This window comes from Arabiibacter massiliensis (genome assembly GCF_902386925.1).
Lineage (GTDB): Bacteria > Actinomycetota > Coriobacteriia > Coriobacteriales > Eggerthellaceae > Arabiibacter > Arabiibacter massiliensis.
Genome location: NZ_LR698996.1, coordinates 2250234 through 2275527, shown reverse-complemented (window position 1 = coordinate 2275527; position 25294 = coordinate 2250234). Strand labels below are relative to the sequence as shown.

21 protein-coding genes and 2 tRNA genes are annotated in these 25294 nt (G+C 65.8%); 20 read left to right on the top strand and 3 right to left on the bottom strand.

The genetic code is table 11. The annotated features are described in order from the left end of the window. Positions 1 to 144 precede the first annotated feature (144 nt). From FX134_RS09685 to FX134_RS09630, 12 genes are all read left to right on the top strand, one after another. The gene (locus tag FX134_RS09685; protein ID WP_080801041.1) at positions 145 to 1620 is read left to right on the top strand and encodes a LuxR family transcriptional regulator; all 1476 of its coding nucleotides are present in this window, start codon (positions 145 to 147) and stop codon (positions 1618 to 1620) included. Positions 1621 to 1801: 181 nt separating this feature from the next. Then, the gene (locus FX134_RS09680; RefSeq protein ID WP_172623446.1) at positions 1802 to 2242 is read left to right on the top strand and encodes a hypothetical protein; all 441 of its coding nucleotides are present in this window, start codon (positions 1802 to 1804) and stop codon (positions 2240 to 2242) included. Positions 2243 to 2302: 60 nt separating this feature from the next. Further along, entirely contained in the window at positions 2303 to 3877 is a 1575-nt protein-coding gene (locus FX134_RS09675) for an FAD-dependent oxidoreductase (protein ID WP_080801034.1), read from the top strand. Positions 3878 to 4150: 273 nt separating this feature from the next. Beyond that, positions 4151 to 4726, top strand: a complete 576-nt coding sequence (locus FX134_RS09670) for a J domain-containing protein (RefSeq protein ID WP_080801031.1) — start codon at positions 4151 to 4153, stop codon at positions 4724 to 4726. Positions 4727 to 4786: 60 nt separating this feature from the next. Next, a complete protein-coding gene (gene typA, locus FX134_RS09665) occupies positions 4787 to 6598 on the top strand; it encodes a translational GTPase TypA (protein ID WP_080801029.1) in 1812 nt (603 codons plus the stop codon). Between the two features lie 269 nt (positions 6599 to 6867). Further along, positions 6868 to 8106, top strand: coding sequence for a peptidylprolyl isomerase (locus FX134_RS09660; protein WP_080801027.1), 1239 nt, complete (start codon positions 6868 to 6870; stop codon positions 8104 to 8106). A gap of 82 nt (positions 8107 to 8188) precedes the next feature. Beyond that, positions 8189 to 9043: an ABC transporter ATP-binding protein gene (locus FX134_RS09655; RefSeq protein WP_080801025.1), complete on the top strand. Its 855-nt coding sequence runs from the start codon at positions 8189 to 8191 to the stop codon at positions 9041 to 9043. A 42-nt stretch (positions 9044 to 9085) separates the two neighbouring features. Further along, a tRNA-Ser gene (locus tag FX134_RS09650) sits at positions 9086 to 9176 on the top strand. Between the two features lie 36 nt (positions 9177 to 9212). Beyond that, positions 9213 to 9305 (top strand) — tRNA-Ser (locus FX134_RS09645). A 912-nt stretch (positions 9306 to 10217) separates the two neighbouring features. Continuing rightward, positions 10218 to 11321 (top strand): class II glutamine amidotransferase, encoded by a 1104-nt coding sequence (locus tag FX134_RS09640; RefSeq protein WP_080801023.1) that lies wholly within the window; start codon positions 10218 to 10220, stop codon positions 11319 to 11321. Positions 11322 to 11324: 3 nt separating this feature from the next. Beyond that, a complete protein-coding gene (locus tag FX134_RS09635) occupies positions 11325 to 12830 on the top strand; it encodes a glutamate synthase-related protein (protein WP_080801021.1) in 1506 nt (501 codons plus the stop codon). 10 nt (positions 12831 to 12840) lie between these two features. Beyond that, on the top strand, positions 12841 to 13569 hold the full coding sequence (locus tag FX134_RS09630; RefSeq protein WP_232050898.1) for a GltB/FmdC/FwdC-like GXGXG domain-containing protein: 729 nt from the start codon (positions 12841 to 12843) through the stop codon (positions 13567 to 13569). Positions 13570 to 13728: 159 nt separating this feature from the next. Here FX134_RS09630 and FX134_RS09625 read toward each other — a convergent pair whose 3' ends face one another. Further along, entirely contained in the window at positions 13729 to 15303 is a 1575-nt protein-coding gene (locus FX134_RS09625; protein WP_080801016.1) for a CTP synthase, read from the bottom strand. Between the two features lie 437 nt (positions 15304 to 15740). Here FX134_RS09625 and FX134_RS09620 point away from each other — a divergent pair, with 437 nt between their 5' ends. Further along, a complete protein-coding gene (locus FX134_RS09620) occupies positions 15741 to 17831 on the top strand; it encodes a glutamine synthetase III family protein (RefSeq protein WP_080801014.1) in 2091 nt (696 codons plus the stop codon). 102 nt (positions 17832 to 17933) lie between these two features. Here the strand turns inward: FX134_RS09620 and FX134_RS09615 are convergent, their stop codons facing one another. Both FX134_RS09615 and dapF read right to left on the bottom strand, forming a co-directional pair. Beyond that, positions 17934 to 19094 (bottom strand): LL-diaminopimelate aminotransferase, encoded by a 1161-nt coding sequence (locus FX134_RS09615; RefSeq protein ID WP_080801011.1) that lies wholly within the window; start codon positions 19092 to 19094, stop codon positions 17934 to 17936. Between the two features lie 22 nt (positions 19095 to 19116). Then, the gene (dapF, locus tag FX134_RS09610) at positions 19117 to 20001 is read right to left on the bottom strand and encodes a diaminopimelate epimerase (protein WP_080801008.1); all 885 of its coding nucleotides are present in this window, start codon (positions 19999 to 20001) and stop codon (positions 19117 to 19119) included. 250 nt (positions 20002 to 20251) lie between these two features. Between dapF and FX134_RS09605 the strand changes: the two genes are divergently transcribed. The 7 genes from FX134_RS09605 (at position 20252) to dnaB (ending at position 25267) form a co-directional block, all read left to right on the top strand. Continuing rightward, positions 20252 to 20722, top strand: a complete 471-nt coding sequence (locus FX134_RS09605; RefSeq protein ID WP_080801004.1) for a MarR family winged helix-turn-helix transcriptional regulator — start codon at positions 20252 to 20254, stop codon at positions 20720 to 20722. A gap of 189 nt (positions 20723 to 20911) precedes the next feature. Further along, the gene (locus FX134_RS09600) at positions 20912 to 21433 is read left to right on the top strand and encodes a hypothetical protein (RefSeq protein ID WP_080801001.1); all 522 of its coding nucleotides are present in this window, start codon (positions 20912 to 20914) and stop codon (positions 21431 to 21433) included. Between the two features lie 595 nt (positions 21434 to 22028). After that, positions 22029 to 22322 (top strand): 30S ribosomal protein S6, encoded by a 294-nt coding sequence (gene rpsF, locus FX134_RS09595; RefSeq protein ID WP_080800998.1) that lies wholly within the window; start codon positions 22029 to 22031, stop codon positions 22320 to 22322. A gap of 57 nt (positions 22323 to 22379) precedes the next feature. Continuing rightward, positions 22380 to 22841 (top strand): single-stranded DNA-binding protein, encoded by a 462-nt coding sequence (locus tag FX134_RS09590; RefSeq protein ID WP_080800996.1) that lies wholly within the window; start codon positions 22380 to 22382, stop codon positions 22839 to 22841. A 22-nt stretch (positions 22842 to 22863) separates the two neighbouring features. Next, on the top strand, positions 22864 to 23124 hold the full coding sequence (rpsR, locus tag FX134_RS09585; RefSeq protein WP_080800993.1) for a 30S ribosomal protein S18: 261 nt from the start codon (positions 22864 to 22866) through the stop codon (positions 23122 to 23124). 15 nt (positions 23125 to 23139) lie between these two features. Then, entirely contained in the window at positions 23140 to 23682 is a 543-nt protein-coding gene (gene rplI / locus FX134_RS09580) for a 50S ribosomal protein L9 (protein ID WP_080800990.1), read from the top strand. Between the two features lie 169 nt (positions 23683 to 23851). Continuing rightward, on the top strand, positions 23852 to 25267 hold the full coding sequence (gene dnaB, locus FX134_RS09575; protein WP_080800987.1) for a replicative DNA helicase: 1416 nt from the start codon (positions 23852 to 23854) through the stop codon (positions 25265 to 25267). Positions 25268 to 25294: the final 27 nt, after the last annotated feature.

Below are 25294 nucleotides of genomic sequence, written 5' to 3'. Positions count from 1 at the left end.
GTCGAGGATTTTCGTGTTGCGGGAGGCAAAAAATCGTGCAGCGAACGCGTAGCCGTCGGACCCCGTGCCATCCCGCGATGTTTCACGTGAAACAATCGCGGCGCCGCGCGTCACGCGAAGGGAAAATGCGGCTATAATCAGGGGATGAACGCGATACTCGATAGATTCGTTGGCAACATCTCGCCGGTGGCCCTGCTGGTATCGTCGTTCTTCTGGTCGTGGTTCGACATCGTCCCTTTCAGCCCGTCGCTCTTCACGAACGCGGGCGTGCCGTTCACCATCAGCCCGCTTGCCGTCTCGCTCATCACGAGCGCCCTCGTGCTCGCGTTCTTCGCGCTTCCCCGCGGGCCGCGTGCCCAGGCTATCGATGCGCGCGCCTTCGCGCTCTGCTCGCTCGTCTGCGGCACGGGCGGCTCGGTGCTCATCTACGTCGGAGCCCTCGGCTCCTCGGTTTCGCTGATGCTGGCGGGCGGGGTGCTCATCGGCGTGTACGAAGGCATGGGCGCCATGGTGGTCGGCGGCGTTGCCACCTGCCAGGGAACGACGAACGCGCTCATCCATCTGGCCGCCGCCCTGCCGCTCAACATCGTGGCCGTCCTGCTGGCGGTGTTCCTGCAGCCTGCCGCCTCCGTCGTGTTCGCGGCCGCCCTGCCGCTGCTCTCCTCCCTGTGCTACGCGGTGTTCACCGTGCGCGGGGACAACCTGGCCACGATGCGGTCCACCCTGCTCGTGAACGCCCCTCCGCTGGCGCGCGCGAAGGAGCCGCGCAAACGGGAGCCGTTCGGCAAGGACTCGCTCTTCCTCCTCATCGTATTCGTCGTGGCCTGCGCGTTCGGCCTCGTGAACGCGCAGGCGATGGAGACGGTTGCCGAAGGGTCGTTCTTCGCATACGCCTCGCTTGTCATACGCGCCGCGGCCAGCGCGGTCGTCTTCATCGGCTACCTGCGGTTCTCCTGGCGACCGTACTCGATCCTCGGCGTGTCGCTGCTGCTCATGGCCGTGGGGCTGGTGGTGGGCGGGCTTGTCGGGTCGCCCCTCGCAAGCTGGCTCTTCCTGGCGGGCTACCTGTGCTTCGACGTGCTCATCTGGGCGCTCGTCATCGTGCTGAACTACCGCTCCGGCATCCCCCTTCTGCGTACCGTCTGCATCGTCTACGCCATCGACCAGCTGGGCATATTCGTCGGCACTGCGGCGTCGATGTCGTCGCTCGACGCGCGGGCCCTCTCGTCGTTCAGCATCGTCCTGGGGTGCGCGCTGCTCGTGCTGATGGTGTGGTTCTCCAATCGGAAGAGCCCCGTGCGGGATAGCTTCAGCATGTACGAGATCGAGTTCGACGCGCGCAAGGCCGCGCCCGATGGGCCGGCCGCACCCGACGAGACGGCTCCCGTTCCCACTCTGCGCGAGGGGCGGCTGGCCGAGCTCACCGCGCGCTACTTCCTCTCCGCGCGCGAGGTGGAGATACTCTCGCTTCTCGTGTCCGGCCGCAACGGCCCCTACATCGCCGAGCTTCTGTGCGTGTCGGACAACACCGTCAAGACGCACATCCGCCACATCTACACCAAGCTCGACGTGCACAACCGCCAGGAGCTGCTCGACCTGGCATTCTCCTCCGAGGCCTGAGAACCGGCCCCGCGCCGCACCTGCCCTCATCACAAACGGGTGATTGCGGCAAAACGCCCGTAGGTGATGAAGCGCGGCCGCCTTCCATGCCTTTTACTGGAAACGTCGCCGCCCGGACGAGGGATCCGGGCGAAGGATGCGACGAAACCAAGGAGGAAGGACCGCTATGAAGACAGGGAACATGACTAGGCGCGCGACCATGGTCTGCGCCGCGATGCTCGCCGCAGTGCTGTCGGCAGGCACGCTCGCCGGGTGCAGCGCGGGCGACGGCGGGTCGAAGGGCGGCGCTCCGGCCGCCGACGAGGCGACCATGACCGCGAAGACGCTCGTGAAGACCGCCACCAACGAGATGACGCTCGTCGACTGGGACGTGAGCGCCGCCGACAGCCCGCTCACCGTGTCGGGCGACGACGCCCGGTTCGCCGAGTACATCGACGACTTGAAGGAGCTCACCGGCTTCAACATCGAGAGCCTCACGATGCAGGTCCGCATCACCGAGGTGGCCGGCGCGGAGATCGCCGCGACGCATGAGAACGTCAAGGACAACACCTACACCATCGAGAGCCTCGATGCGGTCGTGGACGGCAAGAACATCACCTACAAGGACGGCGATTTCAAGTAAGCCCGCGCACCTGCGCTCCCGCACGTTTTCATTCATCGATTCCGAAAGCGAGATAGAGACATGACTGAACTTTCCCGAAGGAACTTCCTACTGGGCGCGGGCACGGCCGCCGCGGCCCTTGCGATGGGCGCCACCGCGACGAAGGCGTTCGCGGCCGACGCGAAAGACGACGAGAACGCCGACTGGGCGAGCCAGGTGACCGAGGAGATCTCCTGCGACATCCTCGTCATCGGCGGCGGGTTCTCCGGCACGGCCGCCGCAGTGCAGGCCGGCGAGAACGGCGACAAGGTGCTGCTCATCGAGGGCCAGTCGGCGCTCGGCGGCAACGGCACCGGCGTCGAGTGCACGAACGCGTACGGCCTGCATCCCAACTCGCACGAGGCGACGCTCGGCGAGATGGTGCGCTACGAGGCCGACGCGCAGTCCTACACGGTGAACCAGATGTTCATCCGCGACATGATCAGCCACGCGGCCGAGAACGTGCAGTGGCTCATCGACAACGGCGTGCAGTACGAGGCTATCGAGGACCTCGACCCCGCGTACCTCGAGATGTACAAGCAGGGCCGCTACCGCGCCCAGTTTAGCTTCGACTACGTGTACAAGGGCGGCGCGGCCGGCATCGGCTACTTCCCGTACATGAAGAAGAAGCTGGCCGAGTACGGCGTGAACCTGCGCCTCAACACGCGCGCCCGCGACCTCGTGCTGGACGAGAACGGCAACGTGGCCGGCGCGTACGCCACCGACACGTACGGCGACACCATCAAGATCAATGCGAAGGCCGTCATCGTCAGCACGGGCGGCTTCGGCGAGGACGCCGCGCGCATGGGCAAGCTGGGCGTCGACCTCAAGGACATCCGCATCATCGGCACGCCGGGCCACTACGGCGACGGCGTGACCATGATGATCAAGGCCGGCGGCATCGAGCACGGCGCGCCCGCGTTCGGCTGCACCAACATCATCGGCTCGGCCGGCCCCTGGGGCCCCATCTGGGACAAGCTGTGCTGGGGCGGCCCGTGCCTGTGGGTGGACATCAACGGCGAGCGCTTCTCCGACGAGGCGTGCTCCACGTACACGCATAACTTCGAGCTGCAGAACGTGCCCGTGCGCCTGGCCGGCGGCACCTGCTGGTCCATCATGGACAAGGACGTGTACGAGTACATGCTCGACGGCGACGAGGAATGCGCGCAGCTGTGGGAGGAGATGCTCGAGAAGAAGGACGACGCGTACAAGGCCGATTCGCTGGAAGAGCTGGCCGACATCATGGAGGTCGACAAGGAGCTGTTCCTCGCCCAGGTCAAGCAGTACAACGCCAACGTCGAGGAAGGCATCGACCACGACTACGGCAAGGATCCCGAGTACCTCAAGCCCATCGCCACGCCGCCGTTCTACTGCGGGCTCATCCGCGGCGCGCTCGAGGGCCTGTACTCCGGCGGCGTGAAGACCGACCGCCAGTTCCGCGTGAAGAAGCCCGGCCGCGACCAGGCGTTCGAGAACCTGTTCGCCGTGGGCGCCGACGGAGGCATGCTGTACAACAACATGTACGGCATCGACATCAACGGCTCCATGACCTGCCACGGCGTGAACAGCGCCCGCACGGCCGCGAACACCGCGCACGACTACATCGCCGGCAAGTAGCCGACCGCCATCCTCCCTCCCAGCGGCCGAGCCCGGCACGACGAACCGCCACCCCCGGAGCGCCCTCCGAGGTGGCGGTTCGCATTCGCGCCCCCCGCGAGCGGCTGTTTCACGTGAAACATTCGGTTCAGCGTGCCGGAGCGTCATCCCGAGGCGCTTCGGCAATCGCGCGTGCTGCATTCATTCTGTGTCGCGCGGGCGCGGGGGGCGCGGCGTTCGGGGCGACGTGGTAGTATACGTTCTCGGCAAACGATCGACGACACACGGGGAGCTATGAACCGAACGGAAGCACTGCGCATCTTAGGGCTTGACGAGGACGCCTCGGCGGACGACATCAAGGCCGCGTACAAGGAGACGGCGCAAATCCTGCATCCCGACCGATTCGCGGCGAACAAGAAGCTGCAAGACCGCGCCACCGAGCAGTTCAAGAACCTCCAGGAAGCCTACGAGTACCTGACGAAGGGCAAGGGCGCGCGGCAGGCCGGCCGCTCCGGTGCCGCTTCGTCCGGCGGCTCCTCCCGCGCGTACTCCGCGACGAGCGAGATCGAGGCGCGCCTGGCCGGCATCGCCGCCGCGCGCACGCAGCTGGTGCGCCAGCGCGACGTGGTGTACGACGAGCGCCGCAACGGCATCGCGCTCGCGGGCATCGGCGGCCTCGTGGCCCTGATCACCGGGCGGCGCCCCTTCGGGCTGTTCGGCATCGTCGCCGCCATCGCGAGCGCCGCCGCCGTGTGGGGCATCGTGCAGGTCTTGTCGGCCCAGCGCACGCTCGCCACGCTCAACGAGCACATCGACGAGCTCAACGCCGAGCAGCGCCGCCTCGCCCAGGAGCTCGACGAAGAGGAATAAGCGCCCGCATTGCGCCGCACGGCGCGCAGCGGGCCTCACCGCTTAACAGAAAGAAGCAGAATGAAGCAAGAGAACATCCGCAACGTAGCCATCATCGCGCACGTCGACCACGGCAAGACCACCATCGTCGACCGCCTGCTGTACACCTCCGGCGTGTTCCGCGAGAACCAGCAGGTGGAGGAGCGCGTCCTCGACAGCAACGACCAGGAGCGCGAGCGCGGCATCACCATCCTGTCGAAGAACATCTCCGTCACCTACGACGGCGTGAAGATCAACGTCATCGACACCCCCGGCCACGCCGACTTCGGTGGCGAGGTGGAGCGCGTGCTCAACATGGCCGACGGCGCGCTGCTCATCGTCGACGCGTTCGAGGGGCCCATGCCCCAGACGCGCTTCGTGCTCAAGCACGCTCTCGAGCTGGGCCTGCGCATCGTGGTGGTCATCAACAAGATCGACCGTCCCGGATCGCGCCCCGAAGAGGTGGTCGACGAGGTGTTCGACCTCATGGTTGAGCTCGAGGCGTCCGACGAGCAGCTCGACTTCCCCATCATCTACGCGAGCGCCATGAACGGCTACGCCCGCCGCGACCCGAACGACGGCAACATGAACATGCTGCCGCTTCTCGAGACCATCATCGAGGAAGTGCCCGCGCCCGACTGCGAGCCTTCGGGCCCGGTGGCGCTGCAGATCTGCACGGTTGACCACTCCAGCTTCGTCGGCCGCATCGGCGTCGGCCGCCTGTTCTCCGGCACCATCCACAAGGGCGAGCAGGCGCTCGTCATCAAGAACGACGGCACGCGCTACAACACCGTCATCAAAGAAGTGTTCACGTTCGAGGACATGGGCAAGAAGAAGCAGCTCGAGGTGCACGCCGGCGATATCGTGGCCGTGGTGGGCGTGGACGACGCCGACATCGGCGACATGGTGACCAGCCGCGAGAACCCGGTGCGCATGGACCCCATCCAGGTGGAGGAGCCCACGATGGCCATCGTGTTCGAGGCGTCCACCAGCCCGCTCGTGGGCCGCGAGGGCGACATCGTGGGCGCCCGCCAGCTCAAGGAGCGCCTCATGCGCGAGAAGGAGAGCAACATCTCCATGCGCATCGAGGAGCTTGAGGACAAGTCGGGCGTGGAGGTGGCCGGCCGCGGCGTGCTGCACCTGTCCGTGCTCATGGAGACGATGCGCCGCGAGGGCTTCGAGTTCCAGGTGGGCCGCCCGCGCGTGCTCATCAAGAAGGACGAGTCCGGCCGCAAGCTCGAGCCCATCGAGGAGGCCACGGTGGACGTGCCGAGCGAGTACGCCGGCAAGGCCATCGAGGTGTTCGGCGGCGCCGGCGGCGAGATGTCCGACATGTTCCAGCGCGGCGACCAGACGCACCTCGTGTTCAAGATCCCCACGCGCGGCACCATGGGCCTGCGCACGCGCCTTCTGAACGCCACGCGCGGCGAGGCCACGATGTTCCACCACTTCAGCGAGTACGGCCTGTTCCGCGGCGACTTCGGCGGGCGCAAGAACGGCTCGATGATCAGCATGTCCACCGAGCGCAGCGTCGCCTACGCCCTCGATGCGCTGCAGGAGCGCGGCAAGCTGTTCGTCGGCCCCGGCGAGGACTGCTACGAGGGCATGATCGTGGGCCAGTCCGCCAAGGAAGGCGACATGGTGGTGAACATCGCCAAGACCAAGCAGCTGGGCAACCAGCGCTCGAGCGGCGCCGACAAGGCCATCCAGCTCACGCCGCCGCAGACGTTCACGCTCGAGGAGGCGCTCGAGTACATCGAGGACGACGAGCTGGTGGAGGTCACGCCGAAGAGCATCCGCCTGCGCAAGCGCATCCTGTCGGCCACGGAGCGCAAGAAGGCCGCCAAGAAGTAGCCGCGCCGCGCGATCATCCGACGTGTTAAAGGGCCCCTGTCGCGCAGACGCGCCGCAGGGGCCTTCCTTGTGTGCGTTTTATGCGCGGCGAACTGCGTCCATAGGGGTTTTTCCTGATCGCGGAGTGCGCTCTGTGAATCGAACGTGGGCTTATTGTGCATCGCTGTTATCCCATTTCGCGTGTGTGCGAAAATACGGCGCAGTATCTATCTCATGCGGCGTTCGGCGAGCTGCTGGCGGCGAACGGGCATGGCTGAGGGAAGGGTCCTATGAATAAATCTCACATCATGAAGGCCGTATGCTCCGTAGGCTTGTCCGCCGCCTGCGTCTGGGGTCTCGCCGCTTGCACGAGCGGCAGCGAGGCGTCCGGCGAGAGCGGGGCCGTCGCCGCCACGGTCGACGGCGTGGCCATCCCCGAGGACGAGGTCACGAGCTACATCGAGAACCTCCGCGGCCAGATGGGCGTGACGGATGCCGACTCGTGGGGCAACTGGCTCGCGCAGAACAGCTACACGCCCGAGTCGGTGCGCGAGGAGATCGTGAACTCCTTCGTCCAGCGCGAGCTCATCCGCACGGGCGCCGACGAGCGCGGCATCACGGTGGACGCCGCCGAGGTCGACGGCTATGTGAACCAGATGAAGCAGAACTACGACAGCGACGAGAAGTGGCAGGCCGCCCTCGAGCAGGCCGGCATGACGGAGGACGAGTACCGCTCCGAGATCGAGCTGCAGGTGAAGGCCAAGAAGCTGCAGGAGTCCTTCGCCTCCGACGAGGAGCCGGCCGAGTCCGACCTGCTGCAGTACGCCCAGATGTACGCCACCACCTACGACGGAGCGAAGCGTTCCTCGCACATCCTGTTCGACTCGGCCGACGAGGCCACCGCACAGGAGGTGCTCGACAAGCTGAACGCCGGAGAGCTGGACTTCGCCGCGGCGGCCAAGGAATACTCCAAGGACACCGGCACCGCCGAGAACGGCGGGGACGTGGGCTGGGACAAGACCTCCAGCCTGGTGACCGAGTACACCGATGGTCTGGCCCCGCTTGAGAAGGACCAGATGAGCGGCCTGGTGACCAGCAGCTACGGCATCCACATCATCAAGTGCACCGACGTGTTCACGGCCCCCGAGGAAGTGACCAGCCTCGACCAGATCCCGTCCGAGTGGACCGAGTCCATCAAGTCCGCGCTCAAGTCGCAGAAGCAGAGCGAGGCCTACCAGCAGTGGCTCGAGGAGTACAAGGAAGGCGCCGATGTGGTGATCAACCCCATGCCGGAGGGTCTGTCCTACGCGGTGGACATGTCGAAGTACCAGACAGCAGCCGACGGCACCGATGACGCTGCGGCGGGGGCGACCGACGGGGCGACCGACGACGCTGTCGATGCCGCCGCCAACGGCGCGACCGACGGGGCCGACGCTGCCGCCGAGGGCTCCGGTGCCGCAGATCAGCCCGCTGAGAACGCCGATGCTGCCGATACGGCGCGCACCGAGCAGCCGGCCGAGGCGGCGTAACAGCCCGGATCCGTCCGACAAGCACGACGAACCACGCGGGGAGCCTTCGACGGGTTCCCCGCTTTCATGTTGGGAGGAAGCGATGGAGAAGGCGCCGCTCGTCGAGCTGCGCGACGCGGTGGTCAGGCGCGCGGGAAGGCCGATCCTGTCGGTGGATTCCCTCGCGCTGGCGGAGGGCGAGCGCGTCGCCGTCCTCGGCCCCAACGGGTCGGGCAAGTCGACGCTCGTCAAGCTCATCACGCGCGAGGTGCTCCCGCTTCACCGCGATGAGGCGCCGGTGCGCTTCAGGGGGCGCGCCCGCGCGACGCTTTCCGAGGTGAAGGCCGCCCTCGGCGTGGTGTCCTCGTCGATGCAGGACCAGATAGCCGTGCACCTGCCCGCCGTCGACGTGGTGGCGGGCGGCCTGTACGGCTTGCTCGGGCTGCCCCCGCGCGCGGCCGGCGCGGATGAGGCGCGCGAGCGGGCGCTTCGCACGATGTCCCTGCTCGGCGTGCGCGATCTGGCCGATCGCGACATCCTGACGCTCTCCACGGGGCAGGCGCGCCGCGTCCTCATCGCGCGGGCGCTCGTGCATGATCCGCAGACGCTCGTGTTCGACGAGCCCTGCACGGGCCTCGACCCCGAGGGGCAGTACCACGTGCGCGCCAGCATGCGCCTGCTCGCGCGCGAGGGCAAGGGCATCGTGCTGGTCACCCACTATCCGGAGGACATCGTCCCCGAGATCGACCGCGTCGTGCTGCTCAAGGACGGCGCGGTGTTCGCCGACGGCGCGAAGGGCGGCCTTCTGGCCGACGAGACGATGAGCGCGCTGTTCGAGGTGCCCCTGCGCGTCCGGCGCGACGTGTCGGCCCCGCCGCCCGGCGGCGATTTCGACGATGCTCATGAAGAGGAATATTTCTCGCTTGTGAGCGCTTATGAGCTGTTGTATACTACGTAGCTGCTGCATGGTCGAGCGCGGCCATGAGCCTGTCGGAAATGCGGAGAGATGACCGAGAGGCCGAAGGTGCACGATTGGAAATCGTGTGTGCTCCAAAAGAGTACCTAGGGTTCGAATCCCTATCTCTCCGCCACTTTTTTATTTCAGGCTCGCAGCGATCACCCCATGCGGAGGGGTGGCAGAGCGGTTGAATGCGGCGGTCTCGAAAACCGTTTCACCGGTAACCCCGGTGACCAGGGTTCGAATCCCTGCCCCTCCGCCAGATAAACCGAACGCCCGAGGCCCCCAAGCCCGGGCGTTTTCCTTGTCGGCCGCCCCCGATGTTTCACGTGAAACACTTATCGTAATAGCTTACGACAATCGTACAAGTGTTCTGACTTCCCCTTTGACGCACAATCGAGCACCTCGGGGAGGGATGCACGCGAATAGGGGCTGCCCGACACGAAAATCCTCGACGTGAAAGGGTTTCGGCGATCCGCGCGTGCGTGGGAGTTCCGCGACCTGGGAAAACGCCGAGAGCCCTTCGCTTCCGGGAGCCCGCGGCCTCCCTTTTCCGCCTCCGAGCCTTTCACGTCGAGGTTTTTTGTGTCGAGAGGGCTCGATTCGCGCGCAGGAGGAAGTGCTCACCGGAATGTGCGTCAAAGGGGAAGTCAGAACGAAACACGGAAGTTGAAGGGGCGTCCCGCCGGTTTCGTTCTCCAAGTCGTTCAAAAGGTACGTCCTGCCATGCGTCGTGCCTCCCGTCCGCACAGTGCCGTTCTTGATCGTGCTTTTCGGAATTTCATTCTCTTGACAGGTTTTCGCGGTCAAACCGTCGCTGTCACGATCAGCCTCCGCAACAAGTGGAGGCGTCAGAACGGTACGGTCGGGCGCCTCCCGATGTTTCACGTGAAACATTTGTACGATTGTCGCAAGCTATTACGATAAATGTTTCGCGTGAAACATCGGCCGCATGCCCTTCTCCATATGAAACTTGATTGAAACAGGGGCTCTACACGGCGGAAACATTGGGCGCGTACCCTAAAGGCAGCGCAGAGACGAAGGGCCGGCACTCCCGGAGAAAGGCGCGGTGCTTTCGGCGGACCTCCATTGCCCGCGCCTTTCTCCGGGGATCGCAGCCCTCGCCTCGCGCGGAAACCGACGAGACGACCAGACGAGAGACGAGGGCCCCTCGATGAGGCAAAAGGCGGCACTACGCGAGGGCGACGTGCGCATACCCTCCGGATGCGCCATCGCCGGCATCATGGACAGACGCGGCGCGCGCCACGACGGAAGAGACATCCTAAAATCCATCGCGCTCATGCACGACCGCAGCAACGGCCTGGGCGGCGGGTTCGCGGCCTACGGCATCTACCCCGAGTTCGCCGAGCTGCACGCGTTCCATATCATGTACGAGAGCAAGGACGCGCGCGACCGCACGGAGGCGTACCTCGACGAGCACTTCGTGAGCGAGAAGCAGGAGCGCATCCCCACCGAGCCGGTGAAGGGCATCCAGGATCCGCCGGACATCTGGCGCTATTTCCTCGCGCCGCATCCGGTGAAGCTCGCCCTGAGCGGCCTCGACGAAGCCGAGTACACCATGCAGCACGTGTTCCGCATCAACGCGGACATCCCCGGCGCGTTCGTGGCGTCGTCCGGCAAGAACATGGGCGCGTTCAAGGGCGTCGGCTATCCCGAGGACATCGGCGCGTTCTACCGCATCGAGGACTATCGGGCGTGGCTGTGGACGGCGCATGGGCGCTTCCCCACCAACACGCCCGGCTGGTGGGGCGGGGCGCACCCGTTCACGCTGCTCAACTGGTCCATCGTGCACAACGGCGAGATATCCAGCTACGATGCGAACCGCCGCTACGTCGAGCAGTTCGGCTACGAATGCGCGCTCAAGACCGACACCGAGGTCATCACCTACCTGTTCGACCTGCTCGTGCGCCGCCACGGCTTCTCGCAGCAGATGGCCGCGCACATCATGTGCGCGAGCGCATGGGACGAGATCGATAAGATGGAGCCGGACAGGGCCGCGTTCGAGACGGCGCTGCGCTGCGTGTATTCGAGCGCGCTGGTGAACGGCCCGATGTCGGTGATCCTCGGATCGGACGAGGGGCTGCTCGCGCTCAACGACCGCCTGAAGCTGCGCGCCCTCATGGCCGGCGAGAAGGGCAGCATGGTGTATCTGGCCTCGGAGCAGGCCGCCATCGAGGTCGTGTGCCCCGACGTGGAGAACGTGCGCTCCATCGAAGGCGGCGAGCCTTTCGTCGTCCAGCTTGAGAAGGAGGCGTGAGGCATGCTCGATTACCTGCTTCCCCGCTACAAGGTGCTGCGCGATGCCGACCTGTGCGTCCAGTGCGGCGTGTGCGAACGCTCATGCGCCAACGAGGTGCACAAGGCGGATGAAGGGCTCGGCCGCGTCACCGCCAACCACCGCGCGTGCGTGAACTGCCAGCGCTGCGTGGTCATGTGCCCTGTCGGCGCGCTGGCCATCACGCACTGGCCCCAGGTGGGCAACGGCTCGACCAACTGGACGCTCGGCGCCATGCAGGACATCGCCAAGCAGGCGCAGACCGGCGCCGTGCTGCTGTCCTCGATGGGCAATCCGCAGCCCTACCCCCTCTACTGGGACCATCTGCTGCTGAACGCGAGCCAGGTGACGAACCCCTCCATCGACCCTTTGCGCGAGCCCATGGAGACGCGCGTGTTCCTGGGCAGCCGGCCCGACGTGCTCAAGGTGGACGAGCGCGCCCTCACGGTGAAGACGAAGATGCCGCCGCAGATCAAGCTCGACGTGCCCCTCATGTTCTCGGCCATGAGCTTCGGCTCCATCTCGCTGGGCGCGCAGAAGGCGCTCGCCATGGCGGCCGAGGAGCTGGGCACCTACTTCAACACCGGCGAAGGCGGCCTGCACAAGGACCTCGAGCGCTACGGGAAGCATGCCATTGTGCAGGTGGCCAGCGGCCGCTTCGGCGTGGACGCGCATTACCTGAACGCCGGCGCCATGATCGAGATCAAGATAGGCCAGGGCGCCAAGCCCGGCATTGGCGGGCACCTGCCGGGCGAGAAGATCAACGAGGAGGTGTCGCAGACCCGCATGATCCCGCGCGGTACCGACGCCATCTCGCCCGCGCCGCATCATGACATCTACTCCATCGAGGACCTGCGCCAGCTCGTGTTCTCTCTCAAGGAGGCCACGCGCTACACCAAGCCCGTGGCCGTGAAGATCGCCGCCGTCCACAACGCTGCCGCAATCGCCAGCGGCATGGCCCGGGCCGGCGCGGACGTCATCGTGGTCGACGGCTTCCGCGGCGGCACGGGCGCGGCGCCCACGCGCATCCGCGACAACGTGGGCATCCCCATCGAGCTCGCGCTGGCCTCCGTAGACAAGCGCCTGCGCGACGAGGGCATCCGCTCGAAGGTGAGCCTGGTTGCCGCCGGATCCATCCGCAACTCGGCGGACGTGGTGCGCGCGGTGGCGCTCGGGGCCGACGCCGTGTACTGCGCGAGCGCCGCGCTCATCGCGATGGGGTGCCACCAGTGCCAGGACTGCGCGAGCGGCCGCTGCAACTGGGGCATCGCCACGCAGCGCCCCGAGCTGGTCAAGCGCCTCAATCCCGAGATAGCCGCCGAGCGCGTGGTGAACCTCGTGCGAGCGTGGAACCATGAGATCCAGGAGATGATGGGCGGCATGGGCATCAACGCCATCGACAGCCTGCGGGGCAACCGCCTCATGCTGCGCGGCATCGGGCTCACCGACAAGGAGCTCGAGGTGCTCGGCGTGAAGCACGCGGGAGAGTGAGGGGGAGGTGATGGAAAAGACGGCTTCCGTGACGCTCGGCACCGAGCATTTCACCGAGGCGAATGAAACGGTGCGGGAGGCGCTTGAACGGGCCGACACGGTGGAGGTTCGCGAGGCGTTCGCCCAACGCTACCTGGGCTGCGCGATGCCGGCGGGCAAGACGCTCAAGATCCACGGCGTTCCCGGCAACGACATGGCGTGCTACCTGGACGGCGGCCGCATCGAGGTGTTCGGCAACGCGCAGGACCAGGTGGGCAACACCATGAATGACGGCTGCATCGTGGTGCATGGGCGCTGCGGCGACGCGGCGGGCTACGGCATGCGCGGCGGGCAGATCTTCGTGCGCGACGGCTGCGGCTGGCGCGTGGGCATCCATATGAAGCAGTTCGAGGACAAGCGCCCCGCCATCGTCATCGGCGGCGACGCGGGCAGCTTCCTCGGGGAGTACCTGGCGGGCGGCGTCATCGTGCTTTTGGGCAAGCCGGGGAAGCATCTGGCCATCGGCATGCACGGCGGCGTCATCTACTTGAGGAACCGCATCGCCGACGAGGACGTGGCCCCGGGGCTCGTGCAGGAGCCGGCAGACGAGGCCGACCGCGCCGTGCTGCGCCGACTGCTTCGCCGTTACAACGACTTCTTCGCCGGCGACCTGGGCTCCGGCATCGACGAGAGCGGCGAGGGCTTCTTCCGCCTGCGCCCCGCCAGCTCCCGCCCCTACGCCAGCATGTACGCCAACTGAAGCGCCCCCCTTGTCATCCTGAGCGGAGCGAACGCAGTGAGCGCAGTCGAAGGATCCCGTGCGGCGCCAGCGGGAAGCGTCCCGGTTGGCACCGCGAGGGATCCTTCGACTCGCTTCGCTCGCTCAGGATGACAAGGGGGCTTTTGTCACGCCCCCTTGTCATCCCCGTCTGGCGATGGCGGCGGCGAGGGTGGGGCGGCTTTTGAACTCGGGGTGGCCTTGGCTGGCTACGAACCAGGGATGCCCCGCCAGCTCCACCATCTCGACGAGCCGGCCGTCGGGAGACACGCCCGACACCGTGAGTCCGGCGTCCTGCAGCGCGTCGCGGAACGCGTTGTTCACCTCGTAGCGATGGCGATGCCGCTCGTAGATCACCTCTTCGTCGTAGGCCTCGAAGGCCCGCGTGCCCGGCAGCACACGGCAGGGGTACGCGCCCAGGCGCATGGTACCGCCCTTGTCCTCCACGTCCTCCTGCTCGGGCATGAGGTCGATCACGGGAAAGGCGGCCTCGGCGTCGAACTCGGCCGACGTGGCGCCCGGCATGCCGGCCACGTGTCGGGCGAACTCGCACACGGCGGCCTGGAGCCCCAGGCAGATGCCCAAAAACGGCACGCCCGTCTCGCGCGCGAAGCGCACGGCGGCTATCTTGCCCTCGAAGGCGCGCTCGCCGAACCCGCCCGGCACGAGGATGCCGTCGGCGTCGGCCAGCACCTCGGCCACGTTCCCGTCGTCGATCTCCTCGCCGTCCACCAGGCGCACATCCACATGGCGGCCGTGCGCCACGCCCGCGTGACCGAGCGCCTCCACCACGGACAGGTACGCGTCGGGCAGGCTCACATACTTGCCCACCACGGCGATGCGCACCTCGCCCGCGCAGGCGTTCGCGGCCGCGACGAACGAGCTCAGCGGCGCGAGGTCGGCCTCGCACTCCTCGAGCCCCAGGCGAGCGAGGGCCAGCTCATCGAAGCGCTGGTCGTGCAGCATGAGCGGCACCTCGTAGATGGAGGGCGCATCCACGCAGGCCAGCACCTCTTCGGGACGCACGTCGCAGAACAGCGCGATCTTCTCGCGCACGGGGTCGGTTATCTCGTGGTCGCTGCGGCACACGATGAAGTCCGGCTGCACGCCGAGCGACCTCAGCTCCTTCACCGAGTGCTGCGTGGGCTTCGTCTTCACCTCGTGGGCGGCGGCGATGTAGGGCACCAGCGTCACGTGCACGAACAGCACGTCGCCGGCGGGCCGCTCCTTCTTGAACTGCCGCGCGGCCTCGATGAACGGCAGCGACTCGATGTCGCCGATGGTGCCGCCGATCTCGGAGATGACGATGTCGGCGCCCGACTGCTCGGCGATGCGGCGCAAGCGCTCCTTGATGGCCTCGGTGACGTGCGGGATCACCTGCACCGTGCCGCCGAGGAAGTCGCCGCGCCGCTCGCGCGCGATGAGCGAGCGGTAGATGGAACCCTGCGTGAAGTTGGACTCGCGCGAGAGGTTCTCGTCGATGAAGCGCTCGTAATGCCCGAGGTCCAGGTCGCCCTCATGGCCGTCCTCGGTCACGAACACCTCGCCGTGCTGGAACGGGCTCATGGTGCCGGGATCCACGTTGAGATAGGGATCCATCTTCTGCATGGTCACGCGATAGCCGCGCGCTTTCAGCAGGTGGCCGAGCGAGGCCGCGGTAATGCCCTTGCCAAGCGACGAAACGACGCCGCCGGTCACGAAAATGTGCTTTGCCATGGATCTCCTCACGTTCAAAGGCGTCCTCCAAACGTCTTTCGATTGTATGCGACGCCGCCGCCCGCCGCCCGCTGCGCCGCATGATTTCACCTGCTTGAAACACAAGCGCACCCGGAGCCCCCTGCGAGGGGCTGGCGCTCAGGCCAAGTGGCAAGAATTTGCGGCTGTGGCACGGATCGGGCGGGTTTGAAGCGGCGCGGACGACCAGCCACCGACGTTTCCCCAGGTCGCGAATTTCGCGAACGCGTCGCGCGTGCCACAGCCGCAAATTCTTTCCACAACAGGGAAGCGCTAATGCCGACGCGGGGTCCTTCCTTGTAACACGAGTTTTCCAGCTGGAAAACTCCTCGAAACACAGCGTGGGTAGCGTTGGCAGGGAGGTCAAAAGACGACCGGCGAAAAAGAGGCCGGCGCTGACGAGTAAGGAGCGCGCAACCATGGCGAAGGTTTCGGAGATCTACGGCTCGATGGTGTTCAACGAGCACACGATGCAGGAGCGGCTCCCGTCCGCGACGTACAAGAGCCTGCTCAAGACCATCAAGGAAGGCAAGCAGCTCGATATCGAGGTGGCCAACGTCGTGGCGCACGCCATGAAGGAATGGGCCATCGAGAAGGGCGCCACGCACTACACGCACTGGTTCCAGCCTTTGAGCGGCATCACGTCGGAGAAGCACGACAGCTTCCTCGACCCCTGCGGCGACGGCCGCGCCATCATGAGCTTCTCCGGGAAAGAGCTGATCCAGGGCGAGCCCGACGCCTCAAGCTTCCCCTCCGGCGGCCTGCGTGCCACCTTCGAGGCCCGCGGCTACACGGCCTGGGACCCCACGAGCTACGCGTTCATCAAGGACGAGGTGCTGTGCATCCCCACCGCCTTCTGCTCCTACACCGGCGAGGCGCTCGATAAGAAGACGCCGCTTCTGCGCTCCATGAGCGCCATCGACGAGCAGGCCAAGCGCGTACTCGCGCTCTTCGGCGAGACGGCCCCCCGCGTGGTCACCACCGTCGGCTCCGAGCAGGAGTACTTCCTCATCTCGGAGAAGGACTACGCCAAGCACCAGGACCTCATCATGACCGGCCGCACGCTGTTCGGCTACCCGCCGTGCAAGGGCCAGGAGCTCGAGGAGCACTACTTCGGCGCCATCCGCCCGTCGGTGAACGAGTTCATGAAGGAGCTCGACGACGAGTTGTGGAAGATCGGCGTGTCCGCCAAGACCAAGCACAACGAGGTGGCCCCCGCGCAGCACGAGCTGGCGCCCATCTTCACCAACAGCAACCGCGCCATCGACGAGAACCTGCTCACGATGGAGAAGATGCGCCTGCTGGCCAGCCATTACGGCCTGGTGTGCCTCCAGCATGAGAAGCCCTTCGAGGGCATCAACGGCTCGGGCAAGCATAACAACTGGTCCATCTCGGCCGGCAAGACGAACCTGCTCGACCCGGGCGAGACCCCCATGGACAACCTGCGCTTCCTCGTGTTCCTTACGGGCGTCATCCAGGCGGTGGACGATTACCAGGAGCTGCTGCGCATGTCCGTGGCCTCGGCCGGCAACGACCACCGCTTGGGCGCGAACGAGGCGCCGCCGGCCATCATCTCCATCTTCCTGGGCGATGAGCTGGGCGCCATCGTGGACGCCCTCGTCGACGGCCACGAGTACACCTCGGCCGACAAGGTGGCCATGGACCTGGGCGTGGCCGTGCTGCCCAACTTCCTCAAGGACAACACCGACCGCAACCGCACGAGCCCGTTCGCGTTCACGGGCAACAAGTTCGAGTTCCGCATGCCGGGCTCGGCGGTGAACCTGTCCGACTGCAACATGATCCTCAACACCGCCATGGCGAAGAGCTTGAAGGAGTTCGCCGACGCCATGGAGGGCAAGGAGGGCCCCGAGTTCGAAGCGGCCGCCATCGCGTACATCAAGGACGTCCTGGCCAAGCACCAGCGCATCATCTTCAACGGCAACGGCTACTCCGAGGAGTGGCCCGTGGAGGCCGAGCTCCGCGGGCTTGCGAACCATCGCACCACCGCCGACGCGCTGCCGTGCTACGTGGCCCCCGAGAGCATCGCGCTGTTCGAGGAGTTCGGCGTGCTCACCGAGCCGGAGGTGCGCAGCCGCTACGAGGTGAAGCTGGAGAAGTACAACAAGCTGATCAACATCGAGGCGCGCACGATGAAGCGCATGGTGCGCCGCGCCTACCTGCCCGCCATCAACGCCTACGCGGCCGAGGTGGCCGGCAATATCGGCATCGTCAAGGCCGCCTGCGCCGCAGCCGACGTGGATCAGCAGGAGGCGCTGCTGGAGAAGCTGCTGGCCGGCGTCAAGGAGATCGATGCGCACCTGCAGGCGCTCGACGAGGCGCATCACGCCAACGTCGTGATCGAAGACGAGCAGCAGCGCGCCGACGACAACGCGCACCACGTCCTGCCCCTCATGGACGAGCTCCGCGCCGCTGTCGACGCCATGGAGATCATCGTCGACCGCGACCACTGGCCCGTCCCCACCTACAACGACATGCTCTTCTACGTGTAAGCGTGACAAAGGGACGGGGCGGTAATTGTCACTGACCCCGTCCCTCATGTTTTGCTGATGTTTCACGTGAAACATTCGCGCCAGATGTCATCTGGCGTCACCTTACGCCATGGCCTCCTTGATGCGGCGGGCGGCTTCCAGCAGGCGGTCGTCGGGGGTGGTGAGCGAGATGCGCACGTAGCCCTCGCCGTCAGGGCCGTAGCCGCTGCCCGGCGTCACGATGACGTGCGCCTGCTCCAAGAGCTTCGTGGCGAACGATGCGCTCGTCTCGCCGGCGGGTACCTTCGCCCACACGTAGATGGTGGCCTTGGGAGCGTTGCACTCCAGGCCGATGGCGCGCAGGGCCTCCACCACCACGTCGCGTCGGTGCTGGTAGAGCGCGCACAGGTCGGCCACGCACTGCTGCGAGCCGGAAAGCGCCGCGATGGCGGCGTCCTGGATGGCGGTGAACTGGCCGGAGTCCAGGTTGTTCTTCACCGTGCCGAGAGCCCCCACCGCCGTGGGATTGCCGCACGCGAAGGCGATGCGCCAGCCGGTCATGTTGTAGGACTTCGATAGGCTGAAGAACTCGATGCAGCACTCCTTGGCGCGCGGCCGCTCCAGGATGGAGGGCGCGCGGTAGCCGTCGAAGCAGATGTCGCAGTAGGCGTTGTCGTGCGCGAGCAGAAGGTCGTGCTCCAGGCAGAACGCGATGGCGGCGTCGAAGTACTCCTCGGTGGCGCAGGCGCCGGTGGGGTTGTTCGGGTAGCCCAAAAACATGATCTTCGCCTTCGCCAGCACGTCGGCGGGCACCTGCGAGAAGTCGGCGAGGAAGCCGTCCTCCTCGCGCATGGGCATGAAGTAGGTGTTCGCGCTCTGCATCATGGCGCCGCCGGAGTACACCGGGTAGCCGATGGACGGCGCCAGCACCCAGTCGCCCGGGTCGACGAACGCCGTGTGCAGGTGCGCGATGCCCTCCTTGCTGCCGATGAGCGCGAGCACCTCGGCAGCGGGGTCCACCTCCACGCCGAAGCGGTTGCGCATCCAGTCGGCGCACGCTGCGCGGTACGCGGACGAGCCGGCGTAGTCGGGGTACTGGTGGTTCGCGGGGTTGCGGATGGCCTTCGCCATGGCGTCCACGATGTGCGGCGGCGTGGGCGTGTCCGGGTCGCCGATGCCCAGCGAGATGACGTCGATGCCCTGCGCCTTGAGTGCGTCGCGCTTGGCATCTATCTGGGCGAACAGGTACGGGGGCATATGGTTCAGGAATGCTGCGGTTCTCATAGGTTCTTCTTCCTCTCGATCGTCACACGTTCACGGTGCCCGCGAAGCTTTCGGCGGCGGGTCCCGTCATCATCACATGGCCGTCGTCGCCCCAGGCCACATGCAGCGTTCCGCCGCGCAGCAGCACGTCGCTCTCGCAGCCGGCCCGGCCGGTGAGGCAGGCGGCCACGGCCGTCGCGCACGCGCCCGTGCCGCAGGCCAGCGTCTCACCGCAGCCGCGCTCGTACACGCGCATCGAGATGCCGCGCGGACCCACGACGGCGAACTCCACGTTGGTCTTCTCGGGGAAGGCGGGGTGCGCCTCGAAGAACGCGCCCACCTCGTCCACGTCGAACGCGTCGAGATCCACCTCCTCGAGGAAGCACACCGCGTGCGGGTTGCCCATGGAAACGCAGGTGAACGCGAAGGGCCCCCACGACGACTCAAGCTCGAGCGAGCCCACGTACGGCTCGCCGAACGGCGCCGCCGCATCGGACGGGGCGCTCACCGGCACCCGCGCGGGCTCGAGCACGGGGCGTCCCATATCCACGGTGGCGCAGGCCATCTTCCCCTCGCCGTCCACCGTAAACGAGAGGGGGCGCGGGCCGGCGAGCGTGTCGGCCACCAGCCTGCCGTCCTCGGCCGCAACGTACCCGCGATCCACCAGGAACTTCGCGAAGCAGCGCACGCCGTTGCCGCACATCTGCGCGAGCGTGCCATCGGCATTGATGTAGTGCATGTAGGCCGCGCACTCGGGACGCGTGGACGGCTGCACCACGATCACGCCGTCGGCACCCACCCCGAAGTGGCGATCGCAGAGGCGTTTCACCTGGTGGGGATCAAGCTCGATAGCCCTGGCTAGGCCGTCGAGCATGACGAAGTCGTTCCCCAGGCCGTGCATCTTGACGAACTCGAGCCTCTGGCGCATGCGCGCTCCTTCCGATCCGTTGCGTTCCGGCCTATGGTAGCCCTCCCCGCCGCCGATCGACGACGATTTAACAGACCTTTTACCTCCCGAGCCCGACTTCCTATTCTATACTTATTCATGAATAATCTAAATGATGCATATTATCAGGTGAAATAATTATTCAATGAAGATTTTTGGATAATAACGCGCCGCAATGGCGATGGGCGTATAGTGGCTCGCGTACGAAGAGAGAAACGAGAGAAGGAAGACCATGAACGAAGCAGTCCAGACGCTGGCCCAGCTGAAGAAGGCCAGCAAGCTCACCCGCCTCGCCTTCCACAAGAACGGTCCGAAGAGCTTCAAGCGGGGCCAAGGCGCGCTGCTCAACGCGCTCATGCGTGAAGACGGCGTCACCCAGCGCGAGCTGGTGAAGGTGCTCGGCCTCGACCGCAGCGAGCTCAAGGGTATCGTGAAGAAGGCCGAGCGCAACGGCTACGTCACCATCGAGGACGTCGATGCGAAGCGCACCTACGCGGTCAAGCTCACCGACGAGGGCCGCGCCGTGGCCGAGAAGCGCATCGCCGCGAACGACAAGACGGCCGAGGACATCGTGTCTTGCCTCACCGAAGAGGAGACGGCCCAGCTCAACGCGCTCACCGAGAAGCTCATCCTGTCGTGCAAGGACAAGGGCGTCAACGGCAAGAAGAAGGGTCGCAAAGCCCACGGCTGCTGCTGCCGCTAAGCGCCGCCCTCGCGCCGGCGCGCCTCGGGCCCCGTTTTCTTCACGCGAAGCGAACGGGGCCCTTTCATTTTTGAAGATACACCGAATTACCCGGGCGTCCCGTCCGCCGGCGGCGGGCCAAGCCCTACACTGGTCGGCAACGAAAAAGCGCCCGCGAACCGGCGGGCGGTCTGTTGAAAGGACGAGGCTATGGCCGATCGCATGGTGGAGAGCTCCGACGTGCAGGTTCCGGAGATCCCCGAGATCCTGGAGAAGGTGCTCCTGTTCTCGCTCGACGAGGCCAAGGAGAAGATGGAGCAGGGCGCCGAAGTGGTGCCGTTCACGGCCCTCGTGGTGAAGGACAACCTGTTCATCGAGAACCATCCCGGCGAATCCGCCGAGGAGTGCTTCAACTTCGCCCGCCACACGGTGGAGAACGCGCGCGGCGCCGAGGCGTACGCCCTGTGCTACGACGGCTACGTCGAGGTGGACGACGGCGTGCGCGACGCGCTCATCGCCGAGGGCGGCGTGCCCGGCGAGGACGAGGGCTACGCCGTGGGCTATCTGTACGAGGCCGACGGCGACACCGTCACGTTCGAGGAGGAGCCGGCCTACATCGGCGAGGCCCCCAACTTCATGGTCGAGCTGCAGGATGCCGACTCGTACTCCGACGAGGACATCGAGGAGAAGTACCTCGAGGAGGACGAGGACGGCGAAGAGGCCGCCGAGTAGCCTCCTCATCCCGAGCGTCCCCTTGCGCCGTCGCCTTTCCGGGCGGCGGCGTTTTTTGTGCGCCGATGATGCCCGGAGCGGTTTTCCACCATCGCGTTCCCGGTTGACCTCCGCAATCGCGCGCCTGTGACCTGGGGCGCTGGAAATCCGCTTGATTCCTGCTTGATCCGTGCTTGATCCACGCTGGAAATGCGCTGGATCCGCGTCGCATCCGCGCTGGAAACGCGCAAGATCGGGACGCCGCCGCGCTGGGCGCACGCCATATCCGTGTAAGATCCGCTTGCTATGATGGTGAAGCGATGTTCGGCACGAAAGCTGGGCAGAGGCGCCAACCGACGCGCCCGGCCGGAGGACCCGCGTTCCTGCGCAACCAACAGCGAGGAGCGGAGAGCCGCCGGCGGGCCGTCGGGAGAGAACTCGGGCTCGCGCCGCAGGCTGCTTGCGGCGCGAGTATGGCGAAACGGTGGAAAAGGGCGAGCGGAAAGGTTGTGCTGTCCGCTCGCGCGCCCTTTTGCTAGAATAGTCAGGCTAATCCTGTCCCGGGTACTCTGCCTTCACCAGCCCCGGGGCCGTAAAGTCCAAAGGAGGTGAGCTGATGAAGGCTTATGAACTGCTGTTTTTTGTCGCTCCGTCTATCGACGAAGAAACCCGCACCGCTGTCATGAAGCGTATCGAAACCACGATCGCCGACGCCAAGGGCACGGTTGACAACGTCGACAACTGGGGCAAGCGTAAACTCGCTTACGAGATCAACGGATTGACCGATGGTGACTACACTCTCATCGATTTCCACGCCGATCCCGCTGACGTCGCCGAACTCGATCGTATCCTGCGTATTACCGACGCCGTGGTGCGCCACATGATCGTCAAGCGCACGGATCGCGACTAAGGAGACGTTTTGGACCCGGGCGCACGCTCGGGGCCGGCATGAGAAGAGGTAGAACACATGAGCATCAACAGAGTTATCATCAGCGGAAACCTTACGCGAGATTCCGAACTGCGCTCCACTGCGAGCGGGTTGCCGGTGCTCGGCTTCGGCGTGGCGGTCAACGACCGCCGCAAGAACCAGCAGACCGGCGAATGGGAGGATTACCCGAACTTCATCGACTGCACCATGTTCGGCGCGCGCGCCGAGAGCCTTTCCCGCTACCTCAGCAAGGGCACGAAAGTGTCCATCGAGGGCAAGCTCCGCTGGAGCCAGTGGGAGCGCGAGGGCCAGAAGCGCAGCAAGATCGAGGTGATCGTCGACGAGTTGGAGTTCATGTCGAGCCGTAACAACGATTCTTCGTCGTACGGCGGCGGCATGGGCGGCGGATACTCCGCTCCTGCTCCGGCTCCGGCCCCTGTGGTTGCCGCGCCGGTTGTTGATGCCTCTTCTTCGGTCTATGACGAAGATATCCCGTTTTAGCGACACGAAAGAGGTTTAAGAAATGTCCGATTACGCGAAGCAGCCGCGTCGCAAGTACTGCCAGTTCTGCAAGGAGGACGTGCAGTACATCGACTACAAAGATACCCAGATGCTGCGCAAGTACGTGACCGACCGCGGGAAGATCAAGCCCCGTCGCGTGACGGGTGCCTGCACCCAGCACCAGCGCGACATCGCGAACGCCGTGAAGCGCGCTCGCGAGATGGCCTTGATGCCCTACGCGGTTCCCGCCATCAGCGGCCGCGGCGACCGTCGCAGCCGCTAGGCGCAAGGAGGAACCATGAAAGTCATCCTGCTCCAAGAATTGAAGGGCAAGGGCGGCGAGGGCGACGTCGTGGACGTTGCTTCCGGCTTTGCCAACAACTACCTGCTCCCGCAGAAGCGCGCCATCCTGGCTACGAAGGGCAACCTGAAGCAGCTCGAGCAGCGCAAGCACAACATCGCCAAGCGCGAGGAGAACCGCGTTGCCGACGCCAACAAGGTGAAGGCCGCTCTCGAGGGCGCTGCCATCAAGGTGATCGCCCAGGTGGGCGACGAGGGCCAGCTGTTCGGCTCCGTCACCGCGCAGATGATCGCCGACGCCATCAAGGAGTCGACGGACATCGACGTCGACAAGCGCCGCATCGAGCTCGGCCACGCCATCAAGACGGCGGGCGAGCACGAGGTCGCCATCTCGCTTTACCGCGAGATCAAGACCACGGTGAAGGTGATCGTCGGCGGCAAGGAAGAGCCCGTCGCCGAGGAGCCCGAGGTCGAGGCTGAGATCGAGGAGGCCGTGGAAGCGGTCGAGGAGATCGAAGCCGCCGAAGAGGCCGCCGAGTAACCATCGTTTTGGTTGCAAGCCCCCGCGCCGTCCGGCCGGGGGCTTTTTTACATGGTAGGGTTGATGACATTATCCCCGTCCTGCGTCATCAACCCTGTCCCTTTGTCTCACCCGCCGCCCTCTCTTTGCAGTATCATAGGGAGCTGCACATCGAGAGGAAGAGAAGAGCATGCCCGCACCCATGGCCCCCTACAACGCAGACTTCGCGCCCGAGGAAGGCTCGGTCGCCGACCGGCGCAAGCTCGAGCCGCAGAACATCGAGGCGGAGAAGTCGGTGCTCGCCGCGTGCATGCTCACGCAGGAGGCCATCGAGGAGGTGGCCGCCAAGCTCGTCCCCGAGAACTTCTACCGCGCCTCCCACCAGCGCATCTTCGAGTCGATGCTCGACCTGTACGGCCGCCACATCCCCATCGACCACATCTCGCTCGCCGACAACCTGAAAGCCGCCGGCCAGCTGGAGGCCGTGGGCGGCAAGGCGTACCTGCTCGAGCTCGCGGACAACACCTTCGCGCTCACCAACTGGCAGAACCACGTGGACATCGTCAAGCGAACGTCCATCCTGCGCGACCTCATCCGCGCGTCGTCCTCCATCTCGGCGCTCGCCTACGACGCGCCCGACGACCTGAGCGTCGTGGTGGAGGAGGCCGAGAAGACGCTGTTCAACGTCACGGAGCAGCGCGTGTCCACGGCGTTCCAGAAGATGGACACGCTCGTGATGAACGCCTACGAGGAGATCCAGAAGATCGCCGCCCAGGAGAACAAGATCGTGGGCGTGGCCTCGGGCTTCAAGGACGTCGACGACCTGTTCCACGGCTTCCGCGGCGGGGATCTGGTCATCCTGGCGGCCCGCCCCGGCGTGGGCAAGACGTCGTTCGCCCTCAACCTGGCCACGAACGCCGCCAAGCTGGGCGCCACCGTGGCGTTCCTGTCGCTCGAGATGAGCGCGTCGCAGCTGGTGATGCGCATCCTCGCCTCCGAAGCGCGCGTCAGCCTGGCCAACGTGCGCTCCGGCAAGGTGCAGAACTCCGACTGGGCCGCGCTCATCGACGCGTCCGAGACGCTGTCGAAGCTGGACATGCACATCGACGACACGCCGGCGCTCTCCATCCTCGAGCTGCGCGCCAAGGCCCGCCGCGAGCTGCGCAACGCGAAGAACGGCCTGATCATCGTGGACTACCTGCAGCTCATGCAGCCGCCTAAGGCCCGCTCCGACGGCAACCGCGCCGTGGAGGTGGGCGAGATCTCGCGAGGCCTCAAGGTGCTCGCGAAGGAGATGGACATGCCGGTGATCGCGCTCTCGCAGCTCTCGCGCGCGGTGGAGATGCGCGGCAAGAAGCGCCCGATGCTCTCCGACCTGCGCGAATCGGGCTCCATCGAGCAGGACGCCGACATCGTAGCCTTCATCGACCGCAGCATGGACGAGATCGAGGCCGAAAGCGACGACCGCCCGGACCTGGGCAAGGCGCAGCTCATCGTGGCGAAGCACCGCAACGGCCCCACGCGCGACATCGACCTCGCGTTTTTGGCCGACTACACGCTCTTCATGGATTTGGCCGATGATTCGCGCGTGCCGGACTATATGTAAAGCCCCTGTTGAGCGTTTTCGCGCTAC

What these genes read in the sequence shown, in the direction of transcription:
- FX134_RS09680 (WP_172623446.1), top strand. Translation starts at nt 1,802, where the DNA reads ATGACTAGGCGCGCGACCATGGTCTGCGCCGCGATGCTCGCCGCAGTG.
- FX134_RS09590 (WP_080800996.1), top strand. Translation starts at nt 22,380, where the DNA reads ATGAGCATCAACAGAGTTATCATCAGCGGAAACCTTACGCGAGATTCC.
- typA (WP_080801029.1), top strand. Translation starts at nt 4,787, where the DNA reads ATGAAGCAAGAGAACATCCGCAACGTAGCCATCATCGCGCACGTCGAC.
- FX134_RS09655 (WP_080801025.1), top strand. Translation starts at nt 8,189, where the DNA reads ATGGAGAAGGCGCCGCTCGTCGAGCTGCGCGACGCGGTGGTCAGGCGC.
- FX134_RS09635 (WP_080801021.1), top strand. Translation starts at nt 11,325, where the DNA reads ATGCTCGATTACCTGCTTCCCCGCTACAAGGTGCTGCGCGATGCCGAC.
- rpsF (WP_080800998.1), top strand. Translation starts at nt 22,029, where the DNA reads ATGAAGGCTTATGAACTGCTGTTTTTTGTCGCTCCGTCTATCGACGAA.
- FX134_RS09640 (WP_080801023.1), top strand. Translation starts at nt 10,218, where the DNA reads ATGAGGCAAAAGGCGGCACTACGCGAGGGCGACGTGCGCATACCCTCC.
- FX134_RS09600 (WP_080801001.1), top strand. Translation starts at nt 20,912, where the DNA reads ATGGCCGATCGCATGGTGGAGAGCTCCGACGTGCAGGTTCCGGAGATC.
- FX134_RS09675 (WP_080801034.1), top strand. Translation starts at nt 2,303, where the DNA reads ATGACTGAACTTTCCCGAAGGAACTTCCTACTGGGCGCGGGCACGGCC.
- FX134_RS09605 (WP_080801004.1), top strand. Translation starts at nt 20,252, where the DNA reads ATGAACGAAGCAGTCCAGACGCTGGCCCAGCTGAAGAAGGCCAGCAAG.
- rplI (WP_080800990.1), top strand. Translation starts at nt 23,140, where the DNA reads ATGAAAGTCATCCTGCTCCAAGAATTGAAGGGCAAGGGCGGCGAGGGC.
- dapF (WP_080801008.1), bottom strand. Translation starts at nt 20,001, where the DNA reads ATGCGCCAGAGGCTCGAGTTCGTCAAGATGCACGGCCTGGGGAACGAC.
- FX134_RS09620 (WP_080801014.1), top strand. Translation starts at nt 15,741, where the DNA reads ATGGCGAAGGTTTCGGAGATCTACGGCTCGATGGTGTTCAACGAGCAC.
- FX134_RS09630 (WP_232050898.1), top strand. Translation starts at nt 12,841, where the DNA reads ATGGAAAAGACGGCTTCCGTGACGCTCGGCACCGAGCATTTCACCGAG.
- dnaB (WP_080800987.1), top strand. Translation starts at nt 23,852, where the DNA reads ATGCCCGCACCCATGGCCCCCTACAACGCAGACTTCGCGCCCGAGGAA.
- FX134_RS09685 (WP_080801041.1), top strand. Translation starts at nt 145, where the DNA reads ATGAACGCGATACTCGATAGATTCGTTGGCAACATCTCGCCGGTGGCC.
- FX134_RS09615 (WP_080801011.1), bottom strand. Translation starts at nt 19,094, where the DNA reads ATGAGAACCGCAGCATTCCTGAACCATATGCCCCCGTACCTGTTCGCC.
- rpsR (WP_080800993.1), top strand. Translation starts at nt 22,864, where the DNA reads ATGTCCGATTACGCGAAGCAGCCGCGTCGCAAGTACTGCCAGTTCTGC.
- FX134_RS09660 (WP_080801027.1), top strand. Translation starts at nt 6,868, where the DNA reads ATGAATAAATCTCACATCATGAAGGCCGTATGCTCCGTAGGCTTGTCC.
- FX134_RS09625 (WP_080801016.1), bottom strand. Translation starts at nt 15,303, where the DNA reads ATGGCAAAGCACATTTTCGTGACCGGCGGCGTCGTTTCGTCGCTTGGC.
- FX134_RS09670 (WP_080801031.1), top strand. Translation starts at nt 4,151, where the DNA reads ATGAACCGAACGGAAGCACTGCGCATCTTAGGGCTTGACGAGGACGCC.